A 25,247-nucleotide genomic window follows, 5' to 3' on the forward strand; every position below is an offset into this window, starting at 1 on the left:
GCGCGTCACTCGGACGCGAGCATGGCCTTGAGCAAGGGAATGGTGACGGCACGCTGGGTGCGCAGGGCGTAGCCGTCGAGGTGGTCGAGCAGTTGCATCAGGCTGCCCAGGTCGCGGCTGAAGCGCTTGAGCATGAAATCCATCACGTCGTCGCCCAGGAAGATGCCGCGCGTGTCGGCCTCTTTGCGCAGCACGGCGCGGCGCTCGGGTTCGTCCAGCAGTTCTATATGGAACACATGGCCCCAGCCCAGGCGGGTGCGCAGGTCTTCGCGCAGCTTCAGGTCGGCCGGCGGCAGGGTGCCGGCGGCCAGCACCCAGCGCGCATGGCCGTCGCGCGGCGACAGCGCGTTGACGAACCAGTTGAAGGCCGCATGCTGCTGCACCGCGTCGTACAGGTGCACGTCGTCCAGGATCACGGCGGCCCAGCGGTCGTCGTAGCTGGCGGGGATCGCCGTGCCGGCGTCGAGCCAACCCACGCTTGCCCCTTGGGACAGCAGGGCTTCGCACACGCCGCGCAGCAAGTGGGTCTTGCCGCAGGCGGATTCGCCCCACAGGTAGGTCGGCACCGGCGAGCGGGAATCGGTGTGGGCATCGGTCCAGAGCCGCAGGTGCTCAAGGGCAGCCGCGTTCGAGCCCGTCCAGAAGCTGGCGAGCGTGGGGCCGGTGGAAAAACCGATATCGAGCGCAATCTGCTGCATGCGAATGGCGGGTCAGCGGAGCGCGCCTGGGCGCGGGTAAAGATGCAAAGGATGGCGAGGCGGCAAGGTCCGGGACGGGTGCCCCGGGGCAAGCCCTTAAAATCAGCCCTAAATTCTAGTCGCCCGGCGCATTTGCACCCGGCACGCCCGCCCTGCCCTCACCGGCGGCCTCCACTCCAGCGATTTTCGACGACTCCATGAGCTCTTCCGCGACCTCCCCCACCCCGCTGTCCTACAAAGATGCAGGGGTCGACATCGACGCCGGCGACGCCCTGGTCGAGCGCATCAAGCCCCTTGCCAAGAAAACCATGCGCGAAGGCGTGCTGGCCGGCATTGGCGGCTTTGGCGCCCTGTTCGAGGTGCCCAAGCGCTACAAGGAGCCGGTGCTGGTCAGCGGCACCGACGGCGTGGGTACCAAGCTCAAGCTGGCTTTTGAATGGAACATGCACGACACGGTCGGCATCGACCTGGTGGCCATGAGCGTCAACGACGTGCTGGTGCAGGGCGCCGAGCCGCTGTTCTTCCTTGACTACTTCGCCTGCGGCAAGCTGCACGTGGACACGGCTGCGGCCGTGGTCGGCGGCATTGCCAAGGGCTGCGAGCTGTCGGGCTGCGCCCTGATCGGCGGCGAAACGGCTGAAATGCCCGGCATGTACCCGGACGGCGAATACGACCTGGCCGGCTTTGCGGTTGGCGCGGTCGAAAAGTCCAAGATCCTGACCGGCCAGGATGTGAAGCCTGGCGACGTGGTGCTGGGCCTGGCCTCGGCCGGCGTGCATTCCAACGGCTTCAGCCTGGTGCGCAAGGTGATCGAGCGCGCCGGCGCCGACCTGCCCGCCACGCTGGACGGCAAGCCCTTCCGCGAAGCCGTGATGGAGCCGACCCACCTGTATGTGAAGCCGGTGCTCGAAGCCCTGGCCAAGCACCCGATCAAGGCGCTGGCCCACATCACCGGCGGCGGCCTGCTGGAAAACATCCCGCGCGTGCTGCCCGAAGGCACGGCCGCCCACCTGCAAAAGGGCAGCTGGCCGCAGACCGAGCTGTTTGCCTGGCTGCAGAAGGTGGCCGGCATCGACGACATCGAGATGAACCGCACCTTCAACAACGGCATTGGCATGGTGGTGGTGGTGGACGCAGAACACGCAGAAGCCACGGCCGCCACGCTGCGCGCCGCGGGCGAGCAGGTCTACCGCATTGGCGCCATCGCGCCGCGCGGCGACGGTGCCGCCGTGGTCGTGAACTGACGCCGGCCATGGCCCAGGGCATGCCGGCAACACCACCCGAAGGACCCGACACCAGCCCGCGCGGCGTGCGGCTTGCCAGCTACCTGCTGATGGGCGGCACGCTGCTGCTGGTCATGTGGCAGGGCCTGCTGCCGGGGCTGCTGTGCGTCTGCATTGGCTTTTTGTCTACCCGCTGGCTGGCGCGCGCGCTGGGCCGGCTGCCGTCCTGGCGCCGCGCCGGTGCGGCCAAGGATGGGCCGTCCCCGCTGTGGCAGACCGTTGCGGCGGTGCTGGTGGCGGTGGCGCCGCTGCTGATGCTGAGCGCGGCGCTGTCGCAGTCGCGCACCTTCATCCTGCATGCGCCCGAGCAGTACCGCGAGCTGCTGGACCACACCGCGCGCACCGTGCTGGAGCTGCGGCTCAAGCTGCCGGCCGAGATCGGCGTGCACCTGCCCGACGGCGCCGACGACCTGCAGCGCATCGTCGCCAACCACCTGCGCGCCCAGGCCGGTGCGCTGACCACGGCCGGGCGCGCTTGGCTGCATGCGCTGCTGCTGGCCTATGTCGGCCTGCTGGTGGGCGTGCTGGCCGGCTACGCGCAGGCGCCCGCCGGCCGCCAGCCGCTGGCCCGCTCCATGCACCGGCGCATCGTCCTGTTTGGCGATGCCTTTGGCCAGATCGTGGCCGCGCAGTTCTGGATTGCCGCCTTCAACGCGGTGCTGACCGCCATCTTTCTGTTCGTGCTGCTGCCGCTGTGGAACGTGCACCTGCCCTACACCCCGGCGCTGGTGACCCTGACCTTCATCGCCGGGCTGGTGCCCATCGTCGGCAACCTGCTGTGCAACGCGGTGATCACGGTGGTCGGGCTGTCGGTGTCGCCGGCGACGGCGCTGGCCTGCCTGGTGTTCTTGATCGTGATCCACAAGGCTGAATACCTGATCAACGCCAAGGTTGTCGGCCAGCGCACGCACATGGCGGTGTGGGAGCTGCTGGCGGTGATGTTCGTGGCCGAAGCGGTGTTTGGCCCGGCCGGGCTGGTGGCCGCACCGCTCTACTACGCCTACCTGAAGAAAGAACTGGAAGCCGCGCGGCTTGTATAGCGGCTCACATAGCGGCGTGGCGAATAATGTCCTGAAATGATCGATTCTGGTCTTTTCAAGCGTGGCATGCCCAGGCGGCATCTGGACAATGAAGACCTTCACCCCCAGGAGAAAAAGGTCCGAAAATGACAACAGCTTTGCTCGTTATCGATGTCCAGGAATCGTTCCGCCACCGCCCCTTCTTCCATGAACGCGAGCTGCCCGCCTACCTGGCGGCGCAAAACGCGCTGATCGCCGGCTGGACCGAGCGCAAGTGGCCCATCGTGCGGGTCTTCCACCAGGGCGGCCCGGATACGTCGGACAACCCGTTTTCTGCCGCCTCCGGCCATATCCGCCCGCTGGAAGGCCTGGCCGCTTTTGATGCCGCCGCCACCTTCACCAAAAACCGCCACAGCGCGCTGGTCGGCACTGGGCTGGACACGTGGCTGACGCAGCAGGGCATCACCCGGCTGGTGATCAGCGGCATCCGCACCGAGCAATGCTGCGAGACCACCGCCCGCCACGCCTCTGACCTGGACTGGCAGGTCGACTACGTGCCCGAAGCCACGCTGACCTGGGACATGGTCCAGCCGGGTGGCCAGCCGCTGACCAGCGCCGACATCAAGGCCCGCACCGTCACCGTGCTGGCCGAGCGCTTTGCCACCATTTGCAGCGTGCCGCAGGCGCTGGAACGGGCCGCATAGGCATGGCGGCAGTGGCCCCGATCCGCGTCGTCTTCGTGCTCCAGGCCCACAGCCTGGTGCTCGACTGGGCCGGCCCGGCGGAGGCGCTGCGCATTGCCAACCAGTTGCTGCTCGCCGCCGGCCAGCCCGAGCGTTTCGTGCTGGAATTTGCCGGGCCCAGCCCACAGGCCATGGGCTCGGTTGGCGTGGCCATCAGCGGCCTGGCGCCGCTGCCCACGCAGTGGAGCGGCCCGGCCTGGGTGGTGCTGGTCGGCCTGCCGGGCAGCACCATCCGGGTCGACGACGAGGCCTCGCGCACGCTGCTGCACTGGCTGCGCGGCCTGCGCCTGGCGCGCGGCAAGCTGGAGCTGGTCACCATCTGCGCGGGCTCGTTGATCGCCGCCCACGCCGGCCTGCTGGCCGGGCGCCGCGCCACCACGCACCACCAGCACCTCGACGAGCTGCAGCAGGTAGCACCGCGCTGCGACGTGGTGCACAACCGGGTCTTCGTGGTCGATCCGCCGCTCTACAGCAGCGCTGGGGTCACCGCCGGCATCGATCTGGTGCTGCACCGTATCGCCGAGACCTGCGGCCCGGCGCTGGCGGCCCAGGTGGCGCAAACCATGGTGGTGGCGCTGCGGCGCGGCCCGCACGACCCGGAGCTGTCGCCCTTTCTGGCCTGGCGCAACCACCTGCACGCCGGCCTGCACCGGGTGCAAGACACGGTCGGCGAGCGCCTGCAAGACAACTGGACGGTGTCGCGCATGGCCACGCTGGCCAACACCTCGTCGCGCCACCTCGCGCGGCTGTTTCTGCTGCACGCCGGCATCGCGCCCCTGACCTGGCTGCGCCGGCTGCGGCTGGCCACGGCCCAGCAGGCACTGAAGGCCGGCGCCAGCGTGACGCGGGCGGCGGAGTTATCGGGATTTGCGTCAGATCTGCAACTGCGGCGCGCCTGGCGGCAGTTTGGGCTGCCGGGGACGCCGTCAGATCCCCAACGCAGCTAGCCGCCGCTTACCTCTGAAGGCCGCGGAGCAGGCCATGCGCAAACATCCGCGGAACCGGCTTTGCCGGGTCGCAGGATGTGCCCCCTGCAAGGGGGTTGGCGAAGACACGAAGCGCGAAGCCTGGGGGTGTACCTAATGCAAGGCGCGACGCAACTGTGCGAGGCGCTCTTCGATGCTGTCTATGTCCAGAGCTTCTTCGGCATTGGCCAAGTAAGCCTCCAGATCGACCACAGCCTCCAGCGTGCGCCCCTGCTCGGCCAGCGCCAATCCGCGGTCGCGGTACTCGACCCAGGCGGCAGGCAGCAGCACCACCAGCCGGTCTTGCACCGCGATCAGCCGCACCCAGTCCTGCTGGGCGCGGTGGATTTCCTTCAGGTTGCGCAGCATGCGCGTGAGGATCTCGCGCGGCGTGGCGGCCTGCAGGTACAGGCCCAGCGGCACGTCGTAGTCGTCCACCAGGCCGCTGCGGCGCTTGTAGGGCTCCAGGCGCTCGGACAGCTCCTCGCGCGAGAGCGAATGGCCGTTGAACGGATCCAGCACCACCTGGCCCTTGGGCAGGTTGATCTTGACCATGAAATGGCCAGGGAAGCTCACCCCGCGCACATGCAGCGCCAGGCCCTGGGCCAGCTCCATCCAGAGCACGGCCAGCGATATCGGAATGCCGCGGCGCGTGCGCAGCACGGCGTTGAGGTAGCTGTTGTCGGGGTCGTAGTAGTCGTTGACGTTGCCGCCAAAGCCCAGCTCGGAGAAGAAGAACTGGTTCAGCACCCGCAGCCGCTGCAGCGCCGGCGCGTCGGCCGGCAGGCGGCGCTTGACGCGTGCCAGCAACTGATCCACGTCGCCCAGCACCTGCTGGATGTCCAGCTCGGGGTATTCGTCCTGCGCCAGGCTGGTGGCGGCTTCCAGCAGGGGAAGTTCATCGTCGTTCTGGACCAGCGCGGCGAAGTACTCAAGCGGCGTCGGCGCGGAAAAGCGTATATCCATGGAACATTCTGGCGGCGCCCCCGCGGCCCCGTCAAGCGAGGCCTCGGGCACGTTCTAACGCCGCAACATCTGCCGCAGGTTCACCCCCGCCGCCCATGCCGCCCCCAGGTAGAGCACGGCACTGGCCGCGATCACGCCGGCCAGCAAACCCGCGCGCTGCAAGGAGGCCTCGCGCATGCCGATCCAGTCGAAGTGGGTAGACATCCACACCAAGAACACCGTCAGCAACGCGCTGGCCGCCAGCACCTGCATCAAGAACAGGCCCCAGCCGCGCAGCGGCCGGAAACTGCCGCGCCGGATCAGCCCGATCAGCAGCCACAGCGCATTGACCATGGCGCCAATGCCGATCGACAGCGTCAGCGCCGCGTGCTGCAGCAGCGGCACCAGGAAGTAGTTGAGCACCTGGGTCAGCACCAGCACACAGACCGCAATCTGCATCGGCGTGCGCATGTCGTGCTTGGCGTAGAAACCCGGCGCCAGCACCTTGATCGCCACCAGGCCCAGCAGGCCCACGCCGTAACCCATCAGGGCTACCGTGGTCTGCTGCACGTCGCGGTCGGTGAAGGCGCCGTGGTGGAACAGCACCGCCACCAGCGGCCGGGCAAACACCAGCAGCGCCACCACGCAGGGCACCGACAGCAGCACCACCAGGCGCAGGCCCCAGTCGAGCATGGCCGAGTAGCGCTCATCGTCCTTGGCGGCGCGCGCGGCGGCCAGTTGCGGCATCAGCACCACGCCCAGGGCCACGCCCAGCATGGCGGTGGGGAATTCCATCAGCCGGTCGGCGTAGACGATCCAGCTCACGCTGCCAGAGGCCAGATGCGAGGCGATCTGCGTGTTGATCAGCAGCGACAGCTGGGCCACGCTCACGCCCAGCAGCGCCGGCAGCATCAGCCGCGCCACGCGCCGCGTGGTGGGGTCGGCCCAGGCTGCGCGCACCGCCGCCAGGCTCACGCCGATGCGCGGCAGCAGCCCCAGGCGCAGCATGGCCGGCAGCTGCAGGGCCAGTTGCAGCACGCCGCCCAGCATCACGCCCAGGCACTGCGCATAGATGGGCTCCAGGCCGTAGCGCGCAAACAAGGGCGCGCCCCAGACAAGGGACAGGATCAGGGTCACGTTGAGCAGCACCGGCGTGGCCGCCGGCACGGCAAAGCGGCGCCAGGTATTGAGCACGCCACCGGCCAGCGCCACCATCGACATGAAACCGATGTAGGGGAACATCCAGCGCGTCATGACCACGGCTGCGTCGTAGCCGTGCGGCGTGCGCTCCAGGCCACTGGCCATGGCCCAGACCATGAACGGCGCACCGATCACGCCGGCAATGCACAGCAGCACCAGCACCCAGGCCAGCAAAGTGGCGACATGATCGATCAGCGCCTTGGCGCCCTCGTCGCCATGCTCCGTCCGGGTGGCGGCCAGCACCGGCACAAAGGCCTGGCTGAAAGCCCCCTCGCCAAACACGCGGCGAAACAGGTTGGGAATGCGGAAGGCGACGTTGAAAGCATCGGTCAGCGGGCTCACCCCAAAAACCGAGGCCATGAGCAGTTCGCGAACCAGGCCGGTAACGCGCGAAGCGAGCGTCAACAGCGAGACGGTGGAGGCGGCTTTAAACAATGACACGGCGCCGAGTGTAGGGGGCTTGCGAGGCTCACTCAGTTACCAATCACCTCGGCCTGGCACTGCGCAGGATGCCGCAGATCCGGCTCCGCCGGTCTGCTGGCATCGCCCCCTGCAAGGGGGTGTCCGAACCACACGAAGTGGGAAGGCTGGGGGGTTTGCTAGAATCATGGGCTTTGCTGCAACATCCTCAGACATCTAAGGAATCGAATCATGGCAACCAAGCCGAAGAAAAAGAACCCCCGTCTCGCGTCGGGCCGTAAACGCGTCCGCCAGGACACCAAGCTCAACGCAGCGAACACCTCGCTGCGTTCCAAGTACCGCACCGCGGTGAAGAACGTCGAGAAGGCAGTTGCTGCCGGCGACAAGACCAAGGCCGCCGAAGCCTTCGCCCGCGCCCAGAGCGTGGTCGATACCGTGGCCGACAAGGGCATCTTCCACAAGAACAAGGCCTCCCGCGACAAGAGCCGCCTGGCCGCCAAGGTCAAGGCTCTCGCCACCGCCCCGGCTGCCGCTTAATCGGCAGTCTCACCGCCTGAATCTTTCAGGCACAGCCCGGACGGGCTTCCCGTCCGCCGTTTGTAACGGGTGCGCTGCAGCAAAGCAAAGAACCGCCTTCGGGCGGTTTTTTGTTGCCCGTCGTTATTTTTACCCGGATTTTTTAAAGCCCATGCGCTGCACAAACTCGCTGGGCTGCGCTGCCGAAGCAAACAGGCCCAGGGCCAGGCGCGCACGGGTGATGGCGACGTAGAAGAGGTTCTCCTCGTCCGCCGGCCGGCCTTCGGCGTCGGGGAATTCGCCCTGCTGCAAGAAGGGCAGCAGCACGTGGTCGAACTCCAGCCCCTTGACGTCGGCCGCGCTGGCCACGGTCAACGGCGTGTTCTTGCGCAGCGTGGCCAGGCGCATTTCCGTCTCGTTCAGGCGATGGAAGAAGGCCGGGGCGCTGTCAAAGCGCGCCGCCAGATGGCGCAGCCCCTCGATATTGCGCAGCGCGGCCACGCGGCGCTGCGGTTGCACCAGCACCTGGGACACGAACCAGGGCATGTCCAGCGCCGCCAGGAAGCGATCGAACAGCTCCGGGCCACCCTCCCCTTGCGCCACGGCGATGGCCGCCCGCAAGCGCCGCGCAGCGCCGGCGTCGGCCGTGCGCAGCACGTGGTTGTCCAGGAAGGCCGACAGGTTCTCGCTGTTGTCGCGGAAATGGCGGATGGCCGTGGCCAGCAGTGCCGCCTGCGACTGGTCGGCCTGCGCCGGGTCTTCGTCAAAGCGGGTGCCGCAGAAGAACACAAAGGCCTCGACCATGCGCCCCAGGGTTTCGGGGTTGCGCAGGCTGTCGAAGTCCCGCGTGGCAATGGTCAGCAGGCCGCGCACCAACAGCACTTCGGGGCGCTGCAGGTAGCTCTCAAAACCGCTGATGCGGTAAGGCAGCCCGGCATCGACCAGCGCGTTCTCCAGCAGGATGGACTGGTGCTCGTGCCGCAGCAAAATCGCCATGCCGGCCAGGTTGCGCCGGCCCTTGCGAAAGGCCTGGATGGCATCGACCACCTGCGCCACGCAGTCTTCCTCGTCCTGGTAGGCGCGCACCTCCAGCGTGGTGGCATGGGTGCCGGCCGAGCTGATCTTCTGCCCGGTAAAGCGGCCGGCGCGCCGGGCCAGGTTGTCGTCAAAGCGAAAGCTGCTGCTGAGCCGGTAGGCCGCGACGCGGCGCCCGGTGTCTTCGGGAATGCGCCCGCGCAGAAAGGCCGGGTCGGCGCCCATGGCCGAATGGATCACCTGGTGCACGTCGCCCACGCCGCAGAACGACACCGCCTCTGGCTGCAGCAGGCGCCGCAGGATGGCGTACATGGCCTCGTTCATGTCGTGCATTTCGTCCACCAGCAGCAGGCGCAGGCGCTGCGGCCAGGCGGCGGGATAGGCGTCGGCCAGGCCCTCTTCCTCGGCCCGCAGGTGGCGCGCCAGGTCGTAGCTGGCGTCACCCGGGCCACGGAAGGCCGGGTGGTCTGGATGGGCGCCGCGCCGCACGCGCTCGTAGGCATGCAGCACCCGCAGCAGGGTGTAGTCCTGGCCTAGCTGCTCGGCGTGGTGGGGCGCCAGCGCGCCTTCCAGGCCTTCTCGCTCCAGCCGCAGCGTGCCCTTGAGCCACAGCATGCGCTCCAGAAACTCCGCGACAAAGCCGGTGTCACCCAGGGACGGAAACAGCAGCGCATCGCGCCAGCGGTCTTCCTGCCGGTCTTGCATCCAGTCGATGCCCTCCCAGACATAAGGCTTGAGCTGCTCGGCCTGGCGCAGCAGCGGCACGGCGGCGCCTTCGATACCGCGCAGCACCGAGGCGGCGAAGTTCTCGAAAGTAGCGATGCGAAAGGACTGCGCCACTGGCTGCGGCACCTCGATGCGGCGCAGCGCCTGCTGCATGGCCACGCAGGCGGCGTCGGTAGCCGTCAGCACCAGGCAGCTGGCGGGCGCCGCGCCGCGCCGCCAGGCCTCGGCCAGGCGCAGAGCCAGGGTGGTGGTTTTGGCGGCGCCGGCGTGGGCTTCCACCAGCACGGTGGGTTGCAGGGCGGTCTGGATCGCTTGCTGCTCGTCCGTGGGCACCAGAGTGCCGGGTGGCGGCACGAACAAGGGGGCGGTATGGGCGATTTCGCTCACGGCGGGGCCCCTGACAAGGGCCGCGTCAGGGCTTGCCTTCTGGCAGCAGGCAGGCTTCCGCCACCTGCAAATCGTTGTCGCGGGCGAAATTCATGACGAAATCCCAGGCCATGGCGTCGTAGTCGCGCAGGTCGGGGTGGACCACCACGCACTTCACGCCGTTGAGCGTGGTCGGGATGCACCAGGGCGAATAGCCCAGATGGCTGCCCGGCACCGGGCCGCCGGGCCGGAAACCGCTCATGACGCCCGCCAAACGCTCTGCCCAATCGCTGGGCCGGAAGGTGCGGCCGTCGCTGGTGAGGCCCTGGATGAAAATTTCTTTGGCGTTGAAGGCGACCATCGTGGAGGGGCTTCGGTGAAACCTGGGCGGCAGGCGGAGGGTGCCGCGGAAAGGATGCAGTGCGACAGCGTCACCGCTGCGACATCGGGGTCGTATTCTACGGGCCTGCCCTAGCCCCCCTCCCGCCGCATTGCTGTGATGCGCAATCGTCACCTGTCAGCCACAGGCGGCCCTCTAAAATCGGCTTTCAGCGGCGCGCGCTTCGCTGAATCCCACCATCCCCCTGCTTCTGAAGGACCCGCATGACCGCCTCGACAGCGCCTACCTCGCCCCACGTGATGAATACCTACGGCCGCCTGCCGATCGCGCTCGATCATGGCGACGGCGTCTGGGTGTGGGACACCGAGGGCCGACGCTATCTGGATGGCCTGGGCGGCATCGCCGTCAACACGCTGGGCCACAACCATCCCAAGCTGGTGCCGGCGCTGCAGGAGCAGATCGGCAAGCTGATCCACAGCTCCAACTACTACCACGTGCCCGGCCAGGAAGCCCTGGCCAAGAAGCTGGTCGAGCTGTCGGGCCTGACCAATGCTTTTTTCTGCTCGACCGGCCTGGAGGCCAACGAGGCCGCACTCAAGCTGGCGCGCAAGTTCGGCCATGACAAGGGCATCGCCCGCCCGCAGATCGTGGTCTACGAAGGCGCCTTCCACGGCCGCTCGATCGCCACGCTGTCGGCCACCGGCAACCCCAAGGTGCAAAAGGGCTTTGAGCCGCTGGTGGAAGGCTTCATCCGCGTGCCGCTGAACGACATCAACGCACTCAAGGCCGCCACCGAAGGCAACCCCGACGTGGTCGCGGTGTTCTTCGAGACCATCCAGGGCGAAGGCGGCATCCACCCGATGCGGCTGGAGTACCTGCAGCAGGTGCGCGCGCTGTGCAATGAGCACGACTGGCTGCTGATGATCGACGAGGTGCAGTGCGGCATGGGCCGCACCGGCAAGTGGTTTGCGCACCAGTGGGCCGGCATCCAGCCAGACGTGATGCCGCTGGCCAAGGGCCTGGGCTCGGGCGTGCCGGTGGGCGCGGTGGTGACCGGCCCCAAGGCCGCCAACATCTTCCAGCCCGGCAACCACGGCTCCACCTTTGGCGGCAACCCGCTGGCCATGCGTGCCGGTGTGGAAACCATCCGCATCATGGAAGAAGACGGCCTGCTGGAGAACACCGCCAAGGTCGGCGCCCACCTCAAGGCCGCATTGCAGCGCGAGCTGGGCAGCCTGCCCGGCGTGCGTGAAGTGCGCGGCCAGGGCCTGATGCTGGGCATTGAGCTGGACCGCCCCTGCGGCGTGATCCTGCAGCGCGCGGCCGATGCCGGCTTGCTGCTGTCGGTCACCGCCGACAGCGTGATCCGCCTGGTGCCGCCGCTGATCCTGACCGAGGCCGAAGCCGACCAGATCGTGGCCCTGCTGGCGCCACTGGTGAAGGCCTTCCTCGCCGAACCGCGCTGATCCCTCTTGCGCACGCCCGGCGCCGCGGCCCACAGCCGCGGCGTCTTTCGCTTTCCGCCGAATCCAGCTGAACCCGACGCCATGACCACCGCACCGATCCGCCATTACCTGCAGTTCAATGATTTCACCGCCGACGAATACGCCTGGATCTTCCAGCGCGCGGCGCAGATCAAGCGCAAGTTCAAGGCCTACGAGAAGTACCACCCGCTGGCCGACCGTACCCTGGCCATGATCTTCGAGAAGGCCTCGACCCGCACCCGCGTGAGCTTCGAGGCCGGCATGTACCAGCTCGGCGGCAGCGTGGTGCACCTGACCACCGGCGACAGCCAGCTCGGCCGCGCCGAGCCGATCGAAGACAGCGCCAAGGTCATCAGCCGCATGGTCGACCTGGTGATGATCCGCACCTACGGCCAGGACAAGATCGAGAGCTTTGCCGCGCATTCGCGTGTGCCGGTGATCAACGGCCTGACCAATGAATTCCACCCCTGCCAGATCCTGGCCGACCTGTTCACCTACATCGAGCACCGCGGCCCCACCGACGGCAGCGGCACGCTGACCGATTGCCTCAAGGGCAAGACCGTGGCCTGGGTGGGCGACGGCAACAACATGGCCAACACCTGGCTGCAGGCCGCCGACATCCTGGGCTTTACGGTGCACGTCAGCACGCCCAGCGGCTACGAGGTGGACCAGTCCATTGCCGGCGTGCGCTCAGCCTCTAGCTACAAGGTGTTCAAGGACCCGATGCAGGCCTGCGCCGGTGCCGACCTGGTCACCACCGACGTCTGGACCAGCATGGGCTACGAGGCCGAGAACGAAGAGCGCCGCACGGCCTTCGCCGACTGGTGCGTGGACACCGAGATGATGCGCGCGGCCAAGCCCGACGCCCTGTTCATGCACTGCCTGCCCGCCCACCGTGGCGAAGAGGTGGAAGCCGACGTGATCGACGGGCCGCAGTCCGTCGTCTGGGACGAGGCGGAAAACAGGATGCACGTGCAGAAGGCACTCATGGAATTCCTCCTGCTGGGCCGGGTCAGCTGAAGTGCACCACCCCCAGGCTTCGCGCACCGCGTGCCGCGACCGCCGTCCCCCTTGCCGGGGGCGCCGCCAGCGGCATTCGAAGCCTTTGTCCTGCATGCGCTGCGGGCGGTATCGTCGATGACGGATACGGTGAAGGACGAACCCCACCCCTGCCTGCGTTGCGGTGCCTGCTGCGCGAGCTTTCGGGTCGACTTCTCGGTGGAGGAGCTGAACCAGCACGGCGGCCCGGTGCCGGATGGCCTGGCCGTGGAACTGACCGACACGCTCAGCCGCATGCGCGGCACCGACCACCAGCCGCCGCGTTGCGCCGCACTCACCGGCACCCTTGGGCAGGCGGCGCGCTGCGGCATCTACGAGTGGCGGCCCTCGCCCTGCCGCGAGTTCGAGGCCGGCAGCGACGCCTGCCAGCTCGCACGGCGCCGGCACGGGCTGCTGCCACTGGCGGATGGCCCCTGGTAAGGTTTCGGCATTTTTTGCATGAAATATGCCTCTAGCCCAGGCGCAGCCTGGGCTTATAGCTACAAAAAAAGTAGCAAACCGTTACGTCAGGGCCCGGCATAGAGCCAGGGCATGTCCAGCAGGCGCTCGCCCAGCAAGGCCATGGCAGCGTCGCGGCCCCAGCGCAGCGGGCCGCTGGCATGGAAGACCCGGGCGTTGCGGGCCGAGCGGGCCTGCACGCGGGCCACGCGCTGCCAACGGCGCAGCGCATAGCGGCGCAGGCGCAGAGGCACATCCACCGCGTCCATGGCCAGCGCCTGACCGATCTCGGCCGCGTCTTCGATCGCCATGCCCGCGCCCTGGGCCAGGTAGGGCAGCATCGGGTGTGCGGCATCGCCGATCAGCGCAATACGGCCGGCGGCCAGGGTGTCGGGGCCGGCCACCGGCGGCCGGTCACAGAGCTGCCAGCGGCGCCACTGCGGCACGGCCTCGTACAGCGCATGCAGCGGCCCGCAAGCGCCCTGCAGCGCCGCACGCGGGCCACCGGGCGGCGCGGCCTGGTCCCAGCCGCGCGGATCGGCGCCGGCCTGCCCGGGTTCCTCCACCAGCACCACGAAGTTAAGCCATTCGCCACCGCGCACCGGGTACTGCACGGCGTGCAGGCCGGGCCCCAGCCAGACGGTGACCTGGGCGCTGCGCAGCGCGGCCGGCAAGGCCGACTGCTGCAACAAGGCCCGGTAGGCGAAATGCCCGGTCAGGCGCGGCGGCGCATCGCCCGGCAGCCACTGGGCGCGCACGCCGCTCCACAGGCCATCAGCGCCCAGCAGCGCGTCGCCTTCCACCTCGATGGCGTGGCCCTCGCGCTCGACGGCCAGCGCCACCGCATCAGCGCGCGGTGTGACGGCGCCGATGCGCGCGCCCAGGTGCAGCACGGTTTCGCCATGCGCCTGCACGGCCGCCAGCAGCAGGCCATGCAGGTCGGCGCGGTGCAGCGTGGCATAGGGCGCGCCGTAGCGCCGCAGCGCATCGGCACCCAGCGCCAGGCGCCCCAGCGTGCGCCCGCTGGCGGCGCTGCGCACCTCCAGCCGGTCGGGGAAGGCCGCCAGTTCGGACAGCGGCTGGCCCAGGTCCCAGCCTTGCAGGATGCGCGTGGCGTTGGGCCCGAGCTGCAGCCCGGCGCCAACGTCGGCAAAAGCCGCGGCACTCTCGAAGATGCGTGCACGCCAGCCTGCCCGCACGCAGGCCAATGCGGCAGCCAGGCCGCCGATGCCGCCGCCGGCGATGAGCATTTCCTGGCAATAGGCGCTCATTGGTAGGCGCTCATGGCCTCTCCCTCCAGCTGCGCTCCATTTCATCGACCGGCATGGGCCGTGCAAACAGGTAGCCCTGGTAGGCGCGGCAGCCGCTGCGCATCAGGAAATCGCGCTGCTCGTCGGTTTCCACGCCTTCGGCCACCACGTCCAGGCCCAGGCTTTCGGCCAGCGCGAGGATGGTGCGCACGATGGCCGCGCCGTTGGCGTCGGCCAGCATGTCGCGCACAAAGGACTGGTCGATCTTGAGCTGGTCCAGCGGCAGCCGCCGCAGGTAGCCGAGTGACGAGAAGCCGGTGCCAAAGTCGTCCAGCGACAAGCCCATGCCGCGCGCCTTGAGCAGGGCCAGCTTGTCCAGCGTCTCGTCGGTGTCGCGCAGCAGCACGGTTTCGGTCAGCTCCAGCTTGAGCCGGCGCGGGTCGGCACCGGTGGCGTTGAGCACCGCATCCACCTGCGTCAGGAAATCCGGGTGGCGGAACTGCCGCGCGCTGACGTTGACGGCCAGGTACCAGTGGCGCATGACCGCATCGCCCGACCAGGCCACCAGTTGCTCGCAGGCCGCGCGCAACACCCAGCCGCCAAGCGGCAGGATCAGTCCGTTGTCCTCGGCCAGGCCAATAAAGGCGCCCGGGCCGACCATGCCGCGCACCGGGTGCCGCCAGCGCAGCAGCGCCTCGGCCCCCACCATATGGCCTTGCATGTCGACCACTGGCTGGTAGTGCAGCAAGAACTGCTGCAAGGCCAAGGCGTCGTGCAGATCGGCCTCCAGGGCGGCGCTGGCATTGAGCGCCTGCTGCATGGACGGGTCGAAGAAGCGCTGGGTGTTGCGCCCCTCCTGCTTGGCGTGGCCCACGGCCAGGCCCGCTTGCTGCAGCAGTTCCTCTGCAGGCAAGGCCGGCTGGCTGAACAGTCGAATGCCGATGCTGGCCGAGCCATAGTGGCGGCGCCCCGCCAGGTCAAAGGGCCGGCTCAGCAGGTCCAGCAGCACCACGGCCAGTTTCTGCGCCGCCTGTGCCGCCTGTGCGGCGTCGCCACCCAAGGCATCGAGCACCAGCGCGAACTCGTCCCCGCCCACATGCGCCACGACCTGCGAGGCCGGCACGCCCTCCCGCAGGCGCTGTGCGGCCAGTTGCAGCAACTGCTCGCCCGCCTCATGGCCCAGCACGTCGTTGAGGTTCTTGAAATGGTCGAGGTTGACCAGCAGCACGGCCCCATGGCTGCCCGCGGCAGCCGCTACCCAGGCGGCCTCTTCCAGTTGCGGCAACAGGCGGCGGCGATTGGGCAGCGCCGTCAATGCGTCGTAGAACGCCAGTTGCTCGATCTCGCGCTCGGCGCGCTTGCGCTCGGTGACGTCGCGCGCCACACCGACCACCCCCACCACGGTGCCGGCGGCATCGCGCAATGGCGCCTTGATGGTTTCGAAAAAAATCGGACTGCCCGCCCCAGGCAAGGCCACCTGGCTTTCAGAACGCAGCGCCTCGCCGGACTCCATCACATGGCGGTCCTCCACGCGAGCGTTGTCTGCCAGCGCAGAGATCGGCATGTCGTAGTCGGTCAAGCCCACCACCTGCTGCGGCGTGCGCCCGATAAAGTCGGCAAACAGCTGGTTGCAAGAGGTGTAGACGCTGTCGCGGTCCTTGGAAAACAGCATGTCTGGAATCGCCGCGAACAGGCTGTGCAGGCGCGACTGTTGATCGGCCAGCGCCAGCTCGGTCTGCTTCTGCTCGGTGATGTCGATCACGAAGGACAGCACGCCCAGCACACTGCCGTCGCTGCCGCGCTCGGGCACCATGGTGTTGTGGCGGTAGCGCACATCGCCAGGCGCCAGCTGGACCTGGTTCTCGAAGACCACCGTATCGCCAGCCAGCGCCTGCTGCAACTGCGGCTCCAGGCGCGCATAGCGTTCAGGCGGCAGGATATCGGCCAGGCTGCGGCCCAGCATGTCGGCGACCGAGCGGCCATACCAGTGCGCATGGGTTTCGTTGATGAAGCGGATGCGCAGCGATGCATCAAAGCGGGTGATGCCGCCCGGCAGCCGGCGCAGCACGGCCAGCCACTGGTCATCGGTTTCCAGCGCCCGCAGTGCGGCTTGCCGGCGCTCGGTGACATCAAGCTGCAGGCCGTCCCAGATGGTGCGTCCCTGGCGATCAGTGCTGCTGGCTGCACTGATCCGCATCCAGCGCAACACGCCGTCTGGCCGCATGATTCGCACCAAGGCGTCCAGTGCCTGCTGCTGTTGTTGTGCGCTGGTGCAGCGCGCCCGCAAATCGGCCCGGTCCTCGGGCTGCACCTGGGAGAACCACAGCGACGGATCTCGGTACACGTCAGCCACCCGCAAGCCATTGACGCGCGCTATCGATGGGCTTACGTAGGACACGTGCGGGTGTCCCTGCGCATCGACGACAAGCTGAAACACCACGCCATGCGGCAGTTGCGCGCCTATCGGCGGCAGTGCCTCCCGCGCGGGCAGCGCGCGCCCCAGCAACACATAGGCACCTATGCGCAACACTGCAGCCGCAAGGGCCGCGTAACCCAAGCTCGCACGCCATTCGTACCAGCCGGCCAGCAGCAACAGCGCAGCGGCCAGCCCGGCCGCCCATGGCCACTGCCGCTGGCGCCATCCGCCCCCACACACAGCACCCACGACGGCGATCTCAGCGATACGGGCAAGTACCCAAAAAGCTTCGGCGGCAGGCCCCGGCCCTGCCACCTGGGCTGCCGCCGCCAGCAGCGCGCCCGCAGCCACCACCGAGAAGACCGCCACCAGGATGCCAGCCCGCGCCCGGGAGACGGCAATCCAGCCCGCAACGCCCGCCGCCAAGGCCTGCAAAAGAAACAGCAGTGCCGGCATCGCGAGTGTGGGGGCGGAGGTGGTCTGTGAAGTCGCTGCGGCCAGCGCGGGCACACCGGCAAGGGCTGCCATGCCACCGTACAGCCGCGAACCAGCCAACCGCCAGTGACCATGGGCAGGGTTGGGTTTCATTCGGTCTAGGGGCGCAGGTGTGCGATCACGCTGCAGGGAGTATCAACGATAACGGCCAGGCTACAGCCCGCAGATCTGCCGCCTGCCGCCGCCCATCCCTCAGCGGCGGCGCACGATCCGGACCGGCTCTGCGCCCGGCAGATCGGCGGCCCCGGGCGGGCCGTCCTTTGGCGTAGCACAACTGCCGCAGCTCTCGCAGGAACTGCAGCCCGGCGCCGCCCCCACCGCCTGCGCCACACGCTCGGCACCCGCCTGCCGAACCCCTAGACGCTGCACATTGGTGGCCAAGCGCAATGCCAGGCGCTGGCGCCAACGCGCAGGCATCCAGTACCAAGTGGCGTACAAGGCGGCAATGGCAACGACGACGGCAACGACGATTTCCTGTCCCATGGCTTAGCCCTTTTTATCTGCGTTCCGGATCACCCGCAACGCACAAAACAAAACATCCGCGGAACCAGCTCCGCCGGGCCGCAGGATGTGCCCCCTGCAAGGGGCTTGGCGGAGACACGAAGTGCGTAGCCTGGGGGTGTGCCATATCAGCTCAGTGCCAACGCAATTCGGTAGGTGATGAAACTCGCCACATAGGCCAACCCAAACAGGTAGGCCGCCATGATCAGCGCGTAGCGCCAGGAATTGGTCTCGCGCCGCACCGTGGCCAGCGTGGGCAGGCACATCGGCGCAAACACATACCAGACCAGCAGCGACAGCGCCGTGGCCAAGGGCCAACTGGCCGCAATCATGGGCTCCAGCGCCGTGGCGGCGTCATCGCCCGTGGCCGACAGCGCATAGACCGTGCCCAAGGCGCCCACAGCCACTTCACGCGCGGCCAGGCCCGGCACCAGTGCGATGCAGATCTGCCAGTTGAAGCCGATCGGCGAAAACACCACTTCCAGCGCGCGCCCGATCATGCCGGCCAGGCTGTACTGGATCGCCGGCCCGGTGGCGCCAGCGGGCGGCGACGGGAAGGACGAAAAGAACCACAGCAGCACCGTCAGCGCCAGGATCATGGTGCCCACGCGCCGCACGAAGATGCGCGCCCGCTCCCACAGGCCAATAGCCAGTTGGCGCGGATGCGGCCAGCGGTAAGACGGCAGCTCCATCATCAGCGGCGCCCGCGACGCGCCACCGCGCAGCCACTTGAACACCCAGGCCACGCCCATGGCCGACACAATGCCGCCCAGGTAAAGCGCGAACAGCACCAGCCCCTGCAGATTGAAGATGCCAATGCTGCGCGCCGGCACAAAAGCCGCAATCAACAGCGCATACACCGGCAGCCGCGCCGAGCAGGTCATGAGCGGCGCAATCATGATGGTCACCAGCCGGTCGCGCCAGTTGGTGATGGTGCGCGTGGCCATCACACCCGGAATGGCGCAGGCAAAGCTCGACAGCAGCGGGATGAAGGAGCGGCCCGACAAGCCCACCGTGCCCATCAGTCGGTCCAGCAAGAAAGCTGCACGCGGCAGGTAGCCCGAATCCTCCAGCGCAAGGATGAAGAAGAACAGGATCAGTATCTGCGGCAAAAACACCAGCACGCCGCCCACGCCGGCAATGATGCCGTCCACCAGCAGGCTTTGCAGCACGCCATCGGGCAGGTGCGCCTTGACGAATTCGCCCACCGCAGTGGTGACGCCTTCGATGGCGTTCATCGGCACCTCGGCCCAGGTAAACACCGCCTGGAACATCAGGAACAGCAACACCGCCAGCACCACCAGGCCCCACAGCGGGTGCAGCACCACGCGGTCGATCACGTCGTCGCGCTGCAGGGCGCGCTCGGGCTCGCGCACCGCGACCGAGAGGATGCGGCGCACTTCCTTCTGCGTATCCAGCACCTCGTCAAAGGCCGGCGCCTTCCATTCCACAGGGAGCCCGGCAACGCCGGGCATGTGCGATTCCAGCGCCGCCACCAGCGCGGCCGCGCCATCGGTCTTGACGCCAACGGTCTCCACCACCGGTAAGCCGAGTTCACGGCCCAGCGCCTGCGCGTCGACCACGATCCCCTGGCGCCGCGCCTCGTCGCTCATATTGAGCGCCACCAGCATCGGAATGCCGAGCTTGCGTGCCTCCAGCACCAGGCGCAGGTTTAGGCGCAAATTGGTGGCGTCGGTAACGCACACCAGCAGATCAGGCAGCGGCTCACCGGCGCGCTGGCCGGTGACGATGTCGCGGGTAATCGCCTCGTCCGCGCTCAGCGGGTTCAGGCTGTAGGCGCCCGGCAGGTCCAGCACATCGACACGCCGGCCCGAGGGCGTGCGCACGCGGCCGACGCGGCGCTCCACCGTGACGCCCGCATAGTTGGCGACCTTGGCACGGCTGCCGGTCAGCAGGTTGAACAGCGCGGTCTTGCCGCAGTTGGGATTGCCCAGCAGCGCAACGCGCAGCGGGGTGGACAGCGCCGCGCTCATGGGGCACCTTCCAGTTCGACTTCGATCAGCTCGGCTTCCGCCACGCGCAGCGCAAAAGTGGTGTGACCCAGCCGCACCGCCAACGGCTCACGCCCAGGAAAGCCATGTGCCACCACCCGCACCCGCTCTCCGGGCACAAAACCGATCTCCATCAGGCGCAGCAGCAACTCCGACTGCTCCGTATCCACGGGCTGGCGCAGGCCGACGATGGTCGCAAACACATTGCGGGAAAGATCGGCCAGATGCATTGCAGCACCCTCAGGCCTTGCGGCAGCGGAAGAATGGGACACAGTGAGGCGGTCGGCAGCACCGGAGTGCAGCGAGGGGTACGGTGACAGTGGGGCAGCAATGGTATCAATTCCCATTACCTCCTATCCCATACAGGCTTTAACCTCGCCTGATCCCCGCAGAGCACGGCCCCTCCCCAAAGCCAAGAACACCGCGGAACTGGCTCTGCCAGGCCGCAGGTGTTGCCCCCGGAGGGGGTTGGCGGAGACACGAAGTGCGTAGCCTGGGGGCGAACCCAGGAACACCGTGGAACTGGCTTTGCCAGGCCACTGGTGTTGCCCCCGGAAGGGGGTTGGCGGCCACACGCAGTGGGCAAGCCTGGGGGTGAACCCAGAAACACCGTGGAACTGGCTCTGCCAGGCCACTGGTGTTGCCCCCGGAAGGGGGTTGGCGGCCACACGCAGTGGGCAAGCCTGGGGGTGAACCCAGAAACACCGTGGAACTGGCTTTGCCAGGCCACTGGTGTTGCCCCCGGAGGGGGGTTGGCGGCCACACGCAGTGGGCAAGCCTGGGGGTGAACCCAGGAACACCGTGGAACTGGCTTTGCCAGGCCACTGGTGTTGCCCCCGGAGGGGGGTTGGCGGCCACACGCAGTGGGCAAGCCTGGGGGTGAACCCAGAAACACCGTGGAACTGGCTTTGCCAGGCCACTGGTGTTGCCCCCGGAAGGGGGTTGGCGAAGACACGAAGTGCGTAGCCTGGGGGTGAACCTAATTCAACCCGAGCATGCCCCGCAACTTGGACAGGTCTTCTGCCAGCGTATTGACCCGGCCGGCCAGCAGCTTGCGGTCACGCTCGCTCAGCTTCGAATAGGTCTCGAAGCCACCATCGGCCGTGCGGTACTTGGCCAGGGTGTCAAACACCACCTTGAAGTTGGCGTCGGTCTTGGTCGAGAACGCCTTGTCTTCCTTGACGACCAGCGGGCGCAGCAACTCGACGATCTTGTAGGCGCCTTCGAAATTGGCCTGGAAGTCCCACAGGTCGGTGTGGCTGTAGCGGTTTTCCTCGCCGGAGATCTTGGTGGCGGCCACCTCTTCCATCAGCACGGCTGCGCCGCCCACCACCTTCTCTGGCGGAAAGGTCAGCGCGCCCAGGCGCTTTTGCAGCTCCAGCACATCGGCCAGCAGCTTGTCGGCGACCGGGCCCAGGCCCTTGGCGCTCTTCTGCGTCCACAGGCCGTACTCGATGCGGTGGAAGCCGCCGAAATCCGGGTCCTTCTCGGCCTTCTCATGGTCGTCCGCGCGCGAATCGATGGCGCTGTCCATGTCGCTGAACAGCTCGGCCACCGGCTCGATCCGCTCATAGCTGGTGCGCGTGGGCGCATAGAGTTTCTTGGCCTTTTCCACGTCACCGGCCTTCACCGCAGCGGTGAAGACGCGGGTATCCGCCACCAGTTTGCGCACGTTCTCGGCCACGTAGATCTTGTACTCGGAGATAGGCCCGACCAGCTCCAGCGGCGACACCGCCGCCAGCGCACCGCTGGCATGGAGACCTGCCGTAGCAGCAACGAGGGTGGCGAGGAAATGGCGACGGATGTGCACGGACATGACTCTCCTTGGAATAGTGCGTTGTAGTGAAAGGGGTTCAGGCCAGCAGGCTTTGGCCCAGCCAGCCGCTCTCATCCTTCACGCCTGGCAACGTGAAGAAGAAACCGCCGCCGATAGGCTTGATGTACTCCTCCAGCGGCTCGCCATCCAGGCGCTTCTGGACCGTGATGAAGCCCTGCTCCAGATCGGCCTGGTAGCAGATGAACAGCAGCCCCATCTCCAGTTGGCCCGACTTGGTGACGCCGTTCGAATAGTTGAAAGGCCGACGCAGCATGAGGTTGGCATCGGATGCCTTGGTGCGCGGGTTTGCCAGGCGGATGTGCGCATCCATGGGCGTGGCCTTGCCCTCTGGGTCGCGGGCGTAATCGGGCACGTCGTGCTCGGTACGGCCACCATCCAGCGGCGCGCCGCTGGGCTTGATGCGGCCCATGATCGCCTCTTGTTCCTGCAGCGGCGTGCGGTCCCAGCGCTCGACAAAATTGCGGATGATGCGCACCGCCTGGTAGCTGCCGCCCACGGCCCAAGCCGGCTCATTGCTGCCCGGCTGCACCCAGACGATGCGGTCCATCAAGGTCGTGTCCGCCGAATCCGGGTTGGCCGAGCCATCGCGAAAGCCCAGGAAATTACGTGCGCTCTCGGCCGGCTGGCCGGGCACGGCCGGGATCGGCGGCACGGAACCCTCCTGCTTCCAATGCAGCACCAACAGGTCGGGCGTGTTCTTGATGATGTCGCGCAGCGCGTGGATGTTGGCGTCGGGCGTGTTGGCGCAGAACTGGATCGACAGGTCGCCATGGCACAGCGCGGCATCCAGGGCATCGTTGGGATGGCGCTGCATCTGTTGCAGGCGCGCTGGCTTCTTCGGTGCAAGGCCAAAGCGCTCGTCGAACAAGGAACTGCCGACCGATACGGTCACGGTCAGCCCATCAGGCTGCACCACCGGCCCCAGAATGCCGGAGCCCGCCGGTGGCAGCTTGGGGTCCAGATCAGGCTGTGCACCGCCTTGGGTGAGGAAGGCAATGCGACTGGTCAGCGTGCGGAACAGGCGCTCCAACTCAGCCCGGTTGTCGGCCAGCACATAGAAGGAGGCGATCATGCCGGCCGTCGGGCGCGGCGTGACGATGCCGGCCTGGTGGCGCCCCAGAAAAGGCACACGGTCCTGTGTGTGGCTGCTTTGCGGCGCATCGGTGACCTGGGCGCCAGTGCTTGGCCCATCGGGTGGCCCATCGGGCGCAGCAGCGGCACGGCCGGCCACCGACAAGCCGGCCATGACGGCACCAGTAGCGCCCAGGCCACCGAGCATGCGGCGCCGGTGCGGCGATGCGGGTTGCCCGCTAGCGGGCGCGAAGTCGTTTGTCTTTTCCATGATGTCTTCAGCTCACTCAAGGCCCAGCGCAGCGTTGACCCGGCCAAGCTCGCCGGCCAGTGCTCGCACAGGCTCGGCCAGCGCTTTGCGCTGCGCCTCATCCAGCGCGGCGGGTTTGAAGCCCCCGCCCACGCGGTACGGCGCCAGCACAGCATCGAAGGCCGCAAAACGCTGGTCCACGCTCTTCTGCAGTTCAGGTGCGGCCTTGGCCAGCAGCGGCGCCAGCAGGTCGGCGATCTTTTTCGTGCCGTCCAGCGAGCCCTGCAGGTTGGCGGGTTCGCCATGGCCGTAGTGGTCTTCGCCGCCCGCTGGCAGGTTGTCAGCGACACGGTTCAGCAAGCGGGCGGCCGAACTGGCCAGGCGCTCCGGCGGCACATTGAGCGCACGCAGCCGCGTCTTCAGCGTGCCGACCTCGGCCAGCAGTTGGTCGGCAATAGGTACCAGGTCCTTCACGCTGTTCTGGCTGAACAGCCCGTACTCGATGCGGTGGAAGCCGCTAAAGCCCGGATCAGCCTCGCGCTTCTCGAAGTAGTCGGCACGAGCATTGAGGCGGGTGTCCAGGTCAGCAAACAGCTCAGCCATGGGCTCGATGCGCTTGTAGGCCTGGTGCGCCGGGCCATAGAGCGCCCTCGCCTGCTGCAGGTCACCGGCCTTGATCGCCTCGGCCAGGGCCTGCGCAGCGTCCTCCAACGTGCCGGACTCCAGCACCAGAAACACCTTGTACTCGGCCAGCGCCCCCACGTAGTTGACCAGCGAGGGCTTGGCGGCTTCGGCATCCGAGGCCGCAGAAGGCGTGACGCGCAGCTTGCCGCGCGGGTTGCTGAGCAGGCCGCAGGTGATGTCGTATTCCCCGGGCGCCAGCTTCACCGTCATGGTCTGCGAGAAGCCGGGTGCGATGTTCTCGCGCTCCTCTACCACCATCACGCCGTCGAGGATCTCCCACTCCAGCGCGCGCTCCGACTGGTTGACGATGGTGAAGGTGGTACGGCCCGCCGGCACCGTGATCTCGTTGGGGTCACAGACCTTGCCGCGGATAGTGACGGTGACGGCATGGTCGGAAGCCTTTGGTGGCGCCTTATGCGCCACGCCCGAGGCATACCAGAAGGCCGCCAGGCCAGCGAGCACCAGCAGCGCCGAGCCGCCAACCGCGGCACGCATGAGAGAGGATGTTTTCGGGGCAGGAGAAGTCATGAACCGTGTATCAGTGCGCCGCTGCGCGGGGTGATGCGGATGCGGTCGGACGCAGGAAGCAGAAAAGCGCGAGCGCCAGGAAGACGAGGTACGCGATCACCTCGCCCAGCACCGGGGCCGCCTGGTAGCCCAGCAGGCCCGACAGCACCGCGCCCACCGGGCTGTCCATGGGCAATGCCTCGCTCATGTCGAACACCACCTGCTGCAGGTGATTCCAGACGCCGGCTTCGTGCAATTTGCGCAACACACCCGCCAGCAGGCCGGCCGCGACCAGCAGAATGAACAGGCCCGTGAGCCGGAAGAAGCGGCGCAGGTCCAGCCGCACACCGCCCGAATACAGCCCGTAGCCCACCGCTACCGATACCGCAATGCCGGCCAGCGCGCCCACCGGCGCCTCCCAGCCGCTGCTCTGCTGGAAGATTGCCAGCAGAAAGAAAACCGACTCCAAGCCCTCGCGCGCCACGGCCAGGAAAACCATGCCGATCAGCGCCCAGCCTTGGCCGTCAGCCTGGCCCAGCGCGCGGTCGATAGAGTTGTGCAACTGCCCCTTGATGGAACGCGCGGCCTTGCGCATCCAGAACACCATGGAGGTCAGCATGACCACGGCGACGAGGCCCACCACGCCCTCGAACAGTTCTTGCTGCTTCTGTGGAAATTCGGCGGCCAGCAGTTGCAGGCCAGCTCCGACGAACAGCGACAGCGCTGCAGCCAGCAGCACCCCGACCCACACGGCCGGCATCAGCGCGCCACGGCCACTTTGCTGCAAGTAGCTGGCAACAATGCCCACGATGAGGGCGGCCTCGATACCCTCGCGCAACATAATGAGAAAGGGAATCAACATCATTCACATTTTAACCAACCTGCGAGCCCCCTCAAGAAAGACCGTCGCGACCCAAGGTTGCAAAACCGCAATGTGCCGAGCCGCGCATTTCTGCTAGCCCATGAAAAAGGCCGCCCGCAGGCGGC

At 67.6% G+C, this 25,247-nt stretch carries 22 protein-coding genes; 8 read left to right on the forward strand and 14 right to left on the reverse strand.

The features are described 5' to 3' along the window. Positions 1–5 precede the first annotated feature (5 nt). Positions 6–698, reverse strand: coding sequence for a DnaA regulatory inactivator Hda (gene hda, locus AAFF27_16780; GenBank protein XAH21670.1), 693 nt, complete (start codon positions 696–698; stop codon positions 6–8). A gap of 197 nt (positions 699–895) precedes the next feature. Here hda and purM point away from each other — a divergent pair, with 197 nt between their 5' ends. From purM to AAFF27_16800, 4 genes are all read left to right on the forward strand, one after another. Further along, the gene (gene purM / locus AAFF27_16785; protein XAH21671.1) at positions 896–1,942 is read left to right on the forward strand and encodes a phosphoribosylformylglycinamidine cyclo-ligase; all 1,047 of its coding nucleotides are present in this window, start codon (positions 896–898) and stop codon (positions 1,940–1,942) included. 8 nt (positions 1,943–1,950) lie between these two features. After that, complete coding sequence (locus AAFF27_16790) at positions 1,951–3,021, forward strand: AI-2E family transporter (protein ID XAH21672.1); 1,071 nt, start codon at positions 1,951–1,953, stop codon at positions 3,019–3,021. Between the two features lie 125 nt (positions 3,022–3,146). Further along, on the forward strand, positions 3,147–3,704 hold the full coding sequence (locus AAFF27_16795; protein XAH21673.1) for an isochorismatase family protein: 558 nt from the start codon (positions 3,147–3,149) through the stop codon (positions 3,702–3,704). Between the two features lie 2 nt (positions 3,705–3,706). Further along, positions 3,707–4,690, forward strand: a complete 984-nt coding sequence (locus tag AAFF27_16800) for a helix-turn-helix domain-containing protein (protein ID XAH21674.1) — start codon at positions 3,707–3,709, stop codon at positions 4,688–4,690. Positions 4,691–4,822: 132 nt separating this feature from the next. On the opposite strand, the gene AAFF27_16805 is transcribed toward AAFF27_16800, so the two are convergent. Next, entirely contained in the window at positions 4,823–5,674 is an 852-nt protein-coding gene (locus tag AAFF27_16805) for a tetratricopeptide repeat protein (GenBank protein XAH21675.1), read from the reverse strand. 54 nt (positions 5,675–5,728) lie between these two features. Then, complete coding sequence (gene murJ / locus AAFF27_16810; protein ID XAH21676.1) at positions 5,729–7,294, reverse strand: murein biosynthesis integral membrane protein MurJ; 1,566 nt, start codon at positions 7,292–7,294, stop codon at positions 5,729–5,731. Positions 7,295–7,504: 210 nt separating this feature from the next. Between murJ and rpsT the strand changes: the two genes are divergently transcribed. Then, on the forward strand, positions 7,505–7,810 hold the full coding sequence (gene rpsT / locus AAFF27_16815; protein ID XAH21677.1) for a 30S ribosomal protein S20: 306 nt from the start codon (positions 7,505–7,507) through the stop codon (positions 7,808–7,810). A 129-nt stretch (positions 7,811–7,939) separates the two neighbouring features. Here rpsT and AAFF27_16820 read toward each other — a convergent pair whose 3' ends face one another. Then, positions 7,940–9,937 (reverse strand): ATP-dependent helicase, encoded by a 1,998-nt coding sequence (locus AAFF27_16820; GenBank protein XAH21678.1) that lies wholly within the window; start codon positions 9,935–9,937, stop codon positions 7,940–7,942. Between the two features lie 25 nt (positions 9,938–9,962). Further along, positions 9,963–10,277 carry a DUF3579 domain-containing protein gene (locus AAFF27_16825; protein XAH21679.1) on the reverse strand — a complete coding sequence of 105 codons (315 nt, stop codon included), beginning with the start codon at positions 10,275–10,277 and terminating at the stop codon, positions 9,963–9,965. A 242-nt stretch (positions 10,278–10,519) separates the two neighbouring features. Between AAFF27_16825 and AAFF27_16830 the strand changes: the two genes are divergently transcribed. The 3 genes from AAFF27_16830 to AAFF27_16840 all read left to right on the forward strand — a co-directional run bounded on the left by AAFF27_16830 (position 10,520) and on the right by AAFF27_16840 (position 13,219). Beyond that, a complete protein-coding gene (locus tag AAFF27_16830) occupies positions 10,520–11,722 on the forward strand; it encodes an aspartate aminotransferase family protein (protein ID XAH21680.1) in 1,203 nt (400 codons plus the stop codon). 81 nt (positions 11,723–11,803) lie between these two features. After that, positions 11,804–12,760, forward strand: a complete 957-nt coding sequence (gene argF / locus AAFF27_16835) for an ornithine carbamoyltransferase (GenBank protein XAH21681.1) — start codon at positions 11,804–11,806, stop codon at positions 12,758–12,760. A gap of 117 nt (positions 12,761–12,877) precedes the next feature. Further along, entirely contained in the window at positions 12,878–13,219 is a 342-nt protein-coding gene (locus AAFF27_16840; GenBank protein XAH26254.1) for a YkgJ family cysteine cluster protein, read from the forward strand. Positions 13,220–13,305: 86 nt separating this feature from the next. Here the strand turns inward: AAFF27_16840 and AAFF27_16845 are convergent, their stop codons facing one another. The 9 genes from AAFF27_16845 to efeU form a co-directional block, all read right to left on the reverse strand. Beyond that, positions 13,306–14,508, reverse strand: a complete 1,203-nt coding sequence (locus AAFF27_16845; GenBank protein ID XAH21682.1) for an FAD-dependent monooxygenase — start codon at positions 14,506–14,508, stop codon at positions 13,306–13,308. Between the two features lie 10 nt (positions 14,509–14,518). After that, positions 14,519–17,491 (reverse strand): EAL domain-containing protein, encoded by a 2,973-nt coding sequence (locus AAFF27_16850; protein XAH21683.1) that lies wholly within the window; start codon positions 17,489–17,491, stop codon positions 14,519–14,521. A gap of 99 nt (positions 17,492–17,590) precedes the next feature. Next, positions 17,591–17,881 carry a DUF6587 family protein gene (locus AAFF27_16855; protein XAH21684.1) on the reverse strand — a complete coding sequence of 97 codons (291 nt, stop codon included), beginning with the start codon at positions 17,879–17,881 and terminating at the stop codon, positions 17,591–17,593. 146 nt (positions 17,882–18,027) lie between these two features. Further along, entirely contained in the window at positions 18,028–19,893 is a 1,866-nt protein-coding gene (feoB, locus tag AAFF27_16860) for a ferrous iron transport protein B (protein ID XAH21685.1), read from the reverse strand. After that, the gene (locus tag AAFF27_16865) at positions 19,890–20,141 is read right to left on the reverse strand and encodes a FeoA family protein (protein ID XAH21686.1); all 252 of its coding nucleotides are present in this window, start codon (positions 20,139–20,141) and stop codon (positions 19,890–19,892) included. Before AAFF27_16865 ends, feoB begins: the two co-directional genes overlap by 4 nt. 749 nt (positions 20,142–20,890) lie before the next feature. Beyond that, positions 20,891–21,727, reverse strand: coding sequence for an iron uptake system protein EfeO (gene efeO / locus AAFF27_16870; protein XAH21687.1), 837 nt, complete (start codon positions 21,725–21,727; stop codon positions 20,891–20,893). A 37-nt stretch (positions 21,728–21,764) separates the two neighbouring features. Further along, positions 21,765–23,090 (reverse strand): iron uptake transporter deferrochelatase/peroxidase subunit, encoded by a 1,326-nt coding sequence (efeB, locus tag AAFF27_16875; protein ID XAH21688.1) that lies wholly within the window; start codon positions 23,088–23,090, stop codon positions 21,765–21,767. A gap of 12 nt (positions 23,091–23,102) precedes the next feature. Then, on the reverse strand, positions 23,103–24,248 hold the full coding sequence (efeO, locus tag AAFF27_16880; protein XAH21689.1) for an iron uptake system protein EfeO: 1,146 nt from the start codon (positions 24,246–24,248) through the stop codon (positions 23,103–23,105). A gap of 43 nt (positions 24,249–24,291) precedes the next feature. Beyond that, positions 24,292–25,125 carry an iron uptake transporter permease EfeU gene (gene efeU / locus AAFF27_16885; protein XAH21690.1) on the reverse strand — a complete coding sequence of 278 codons (834 nt, stop codon included), beginning with the start codon at positions 25,123–25,125 and terminating at the stop codon, positions 24,292–24,294. Positions 25,126–25,247 lie beyond the last annotated feature (122 nt).

The organism is Xylophilus sp. GW821-FHT01B05, from assembly GCA_038961845.1.
GTDB lineage: Bacteria > Pseudomonadota > Gammaproteobacteria > Burkholderiales > Burkholderiaceae_C > Xylophilus.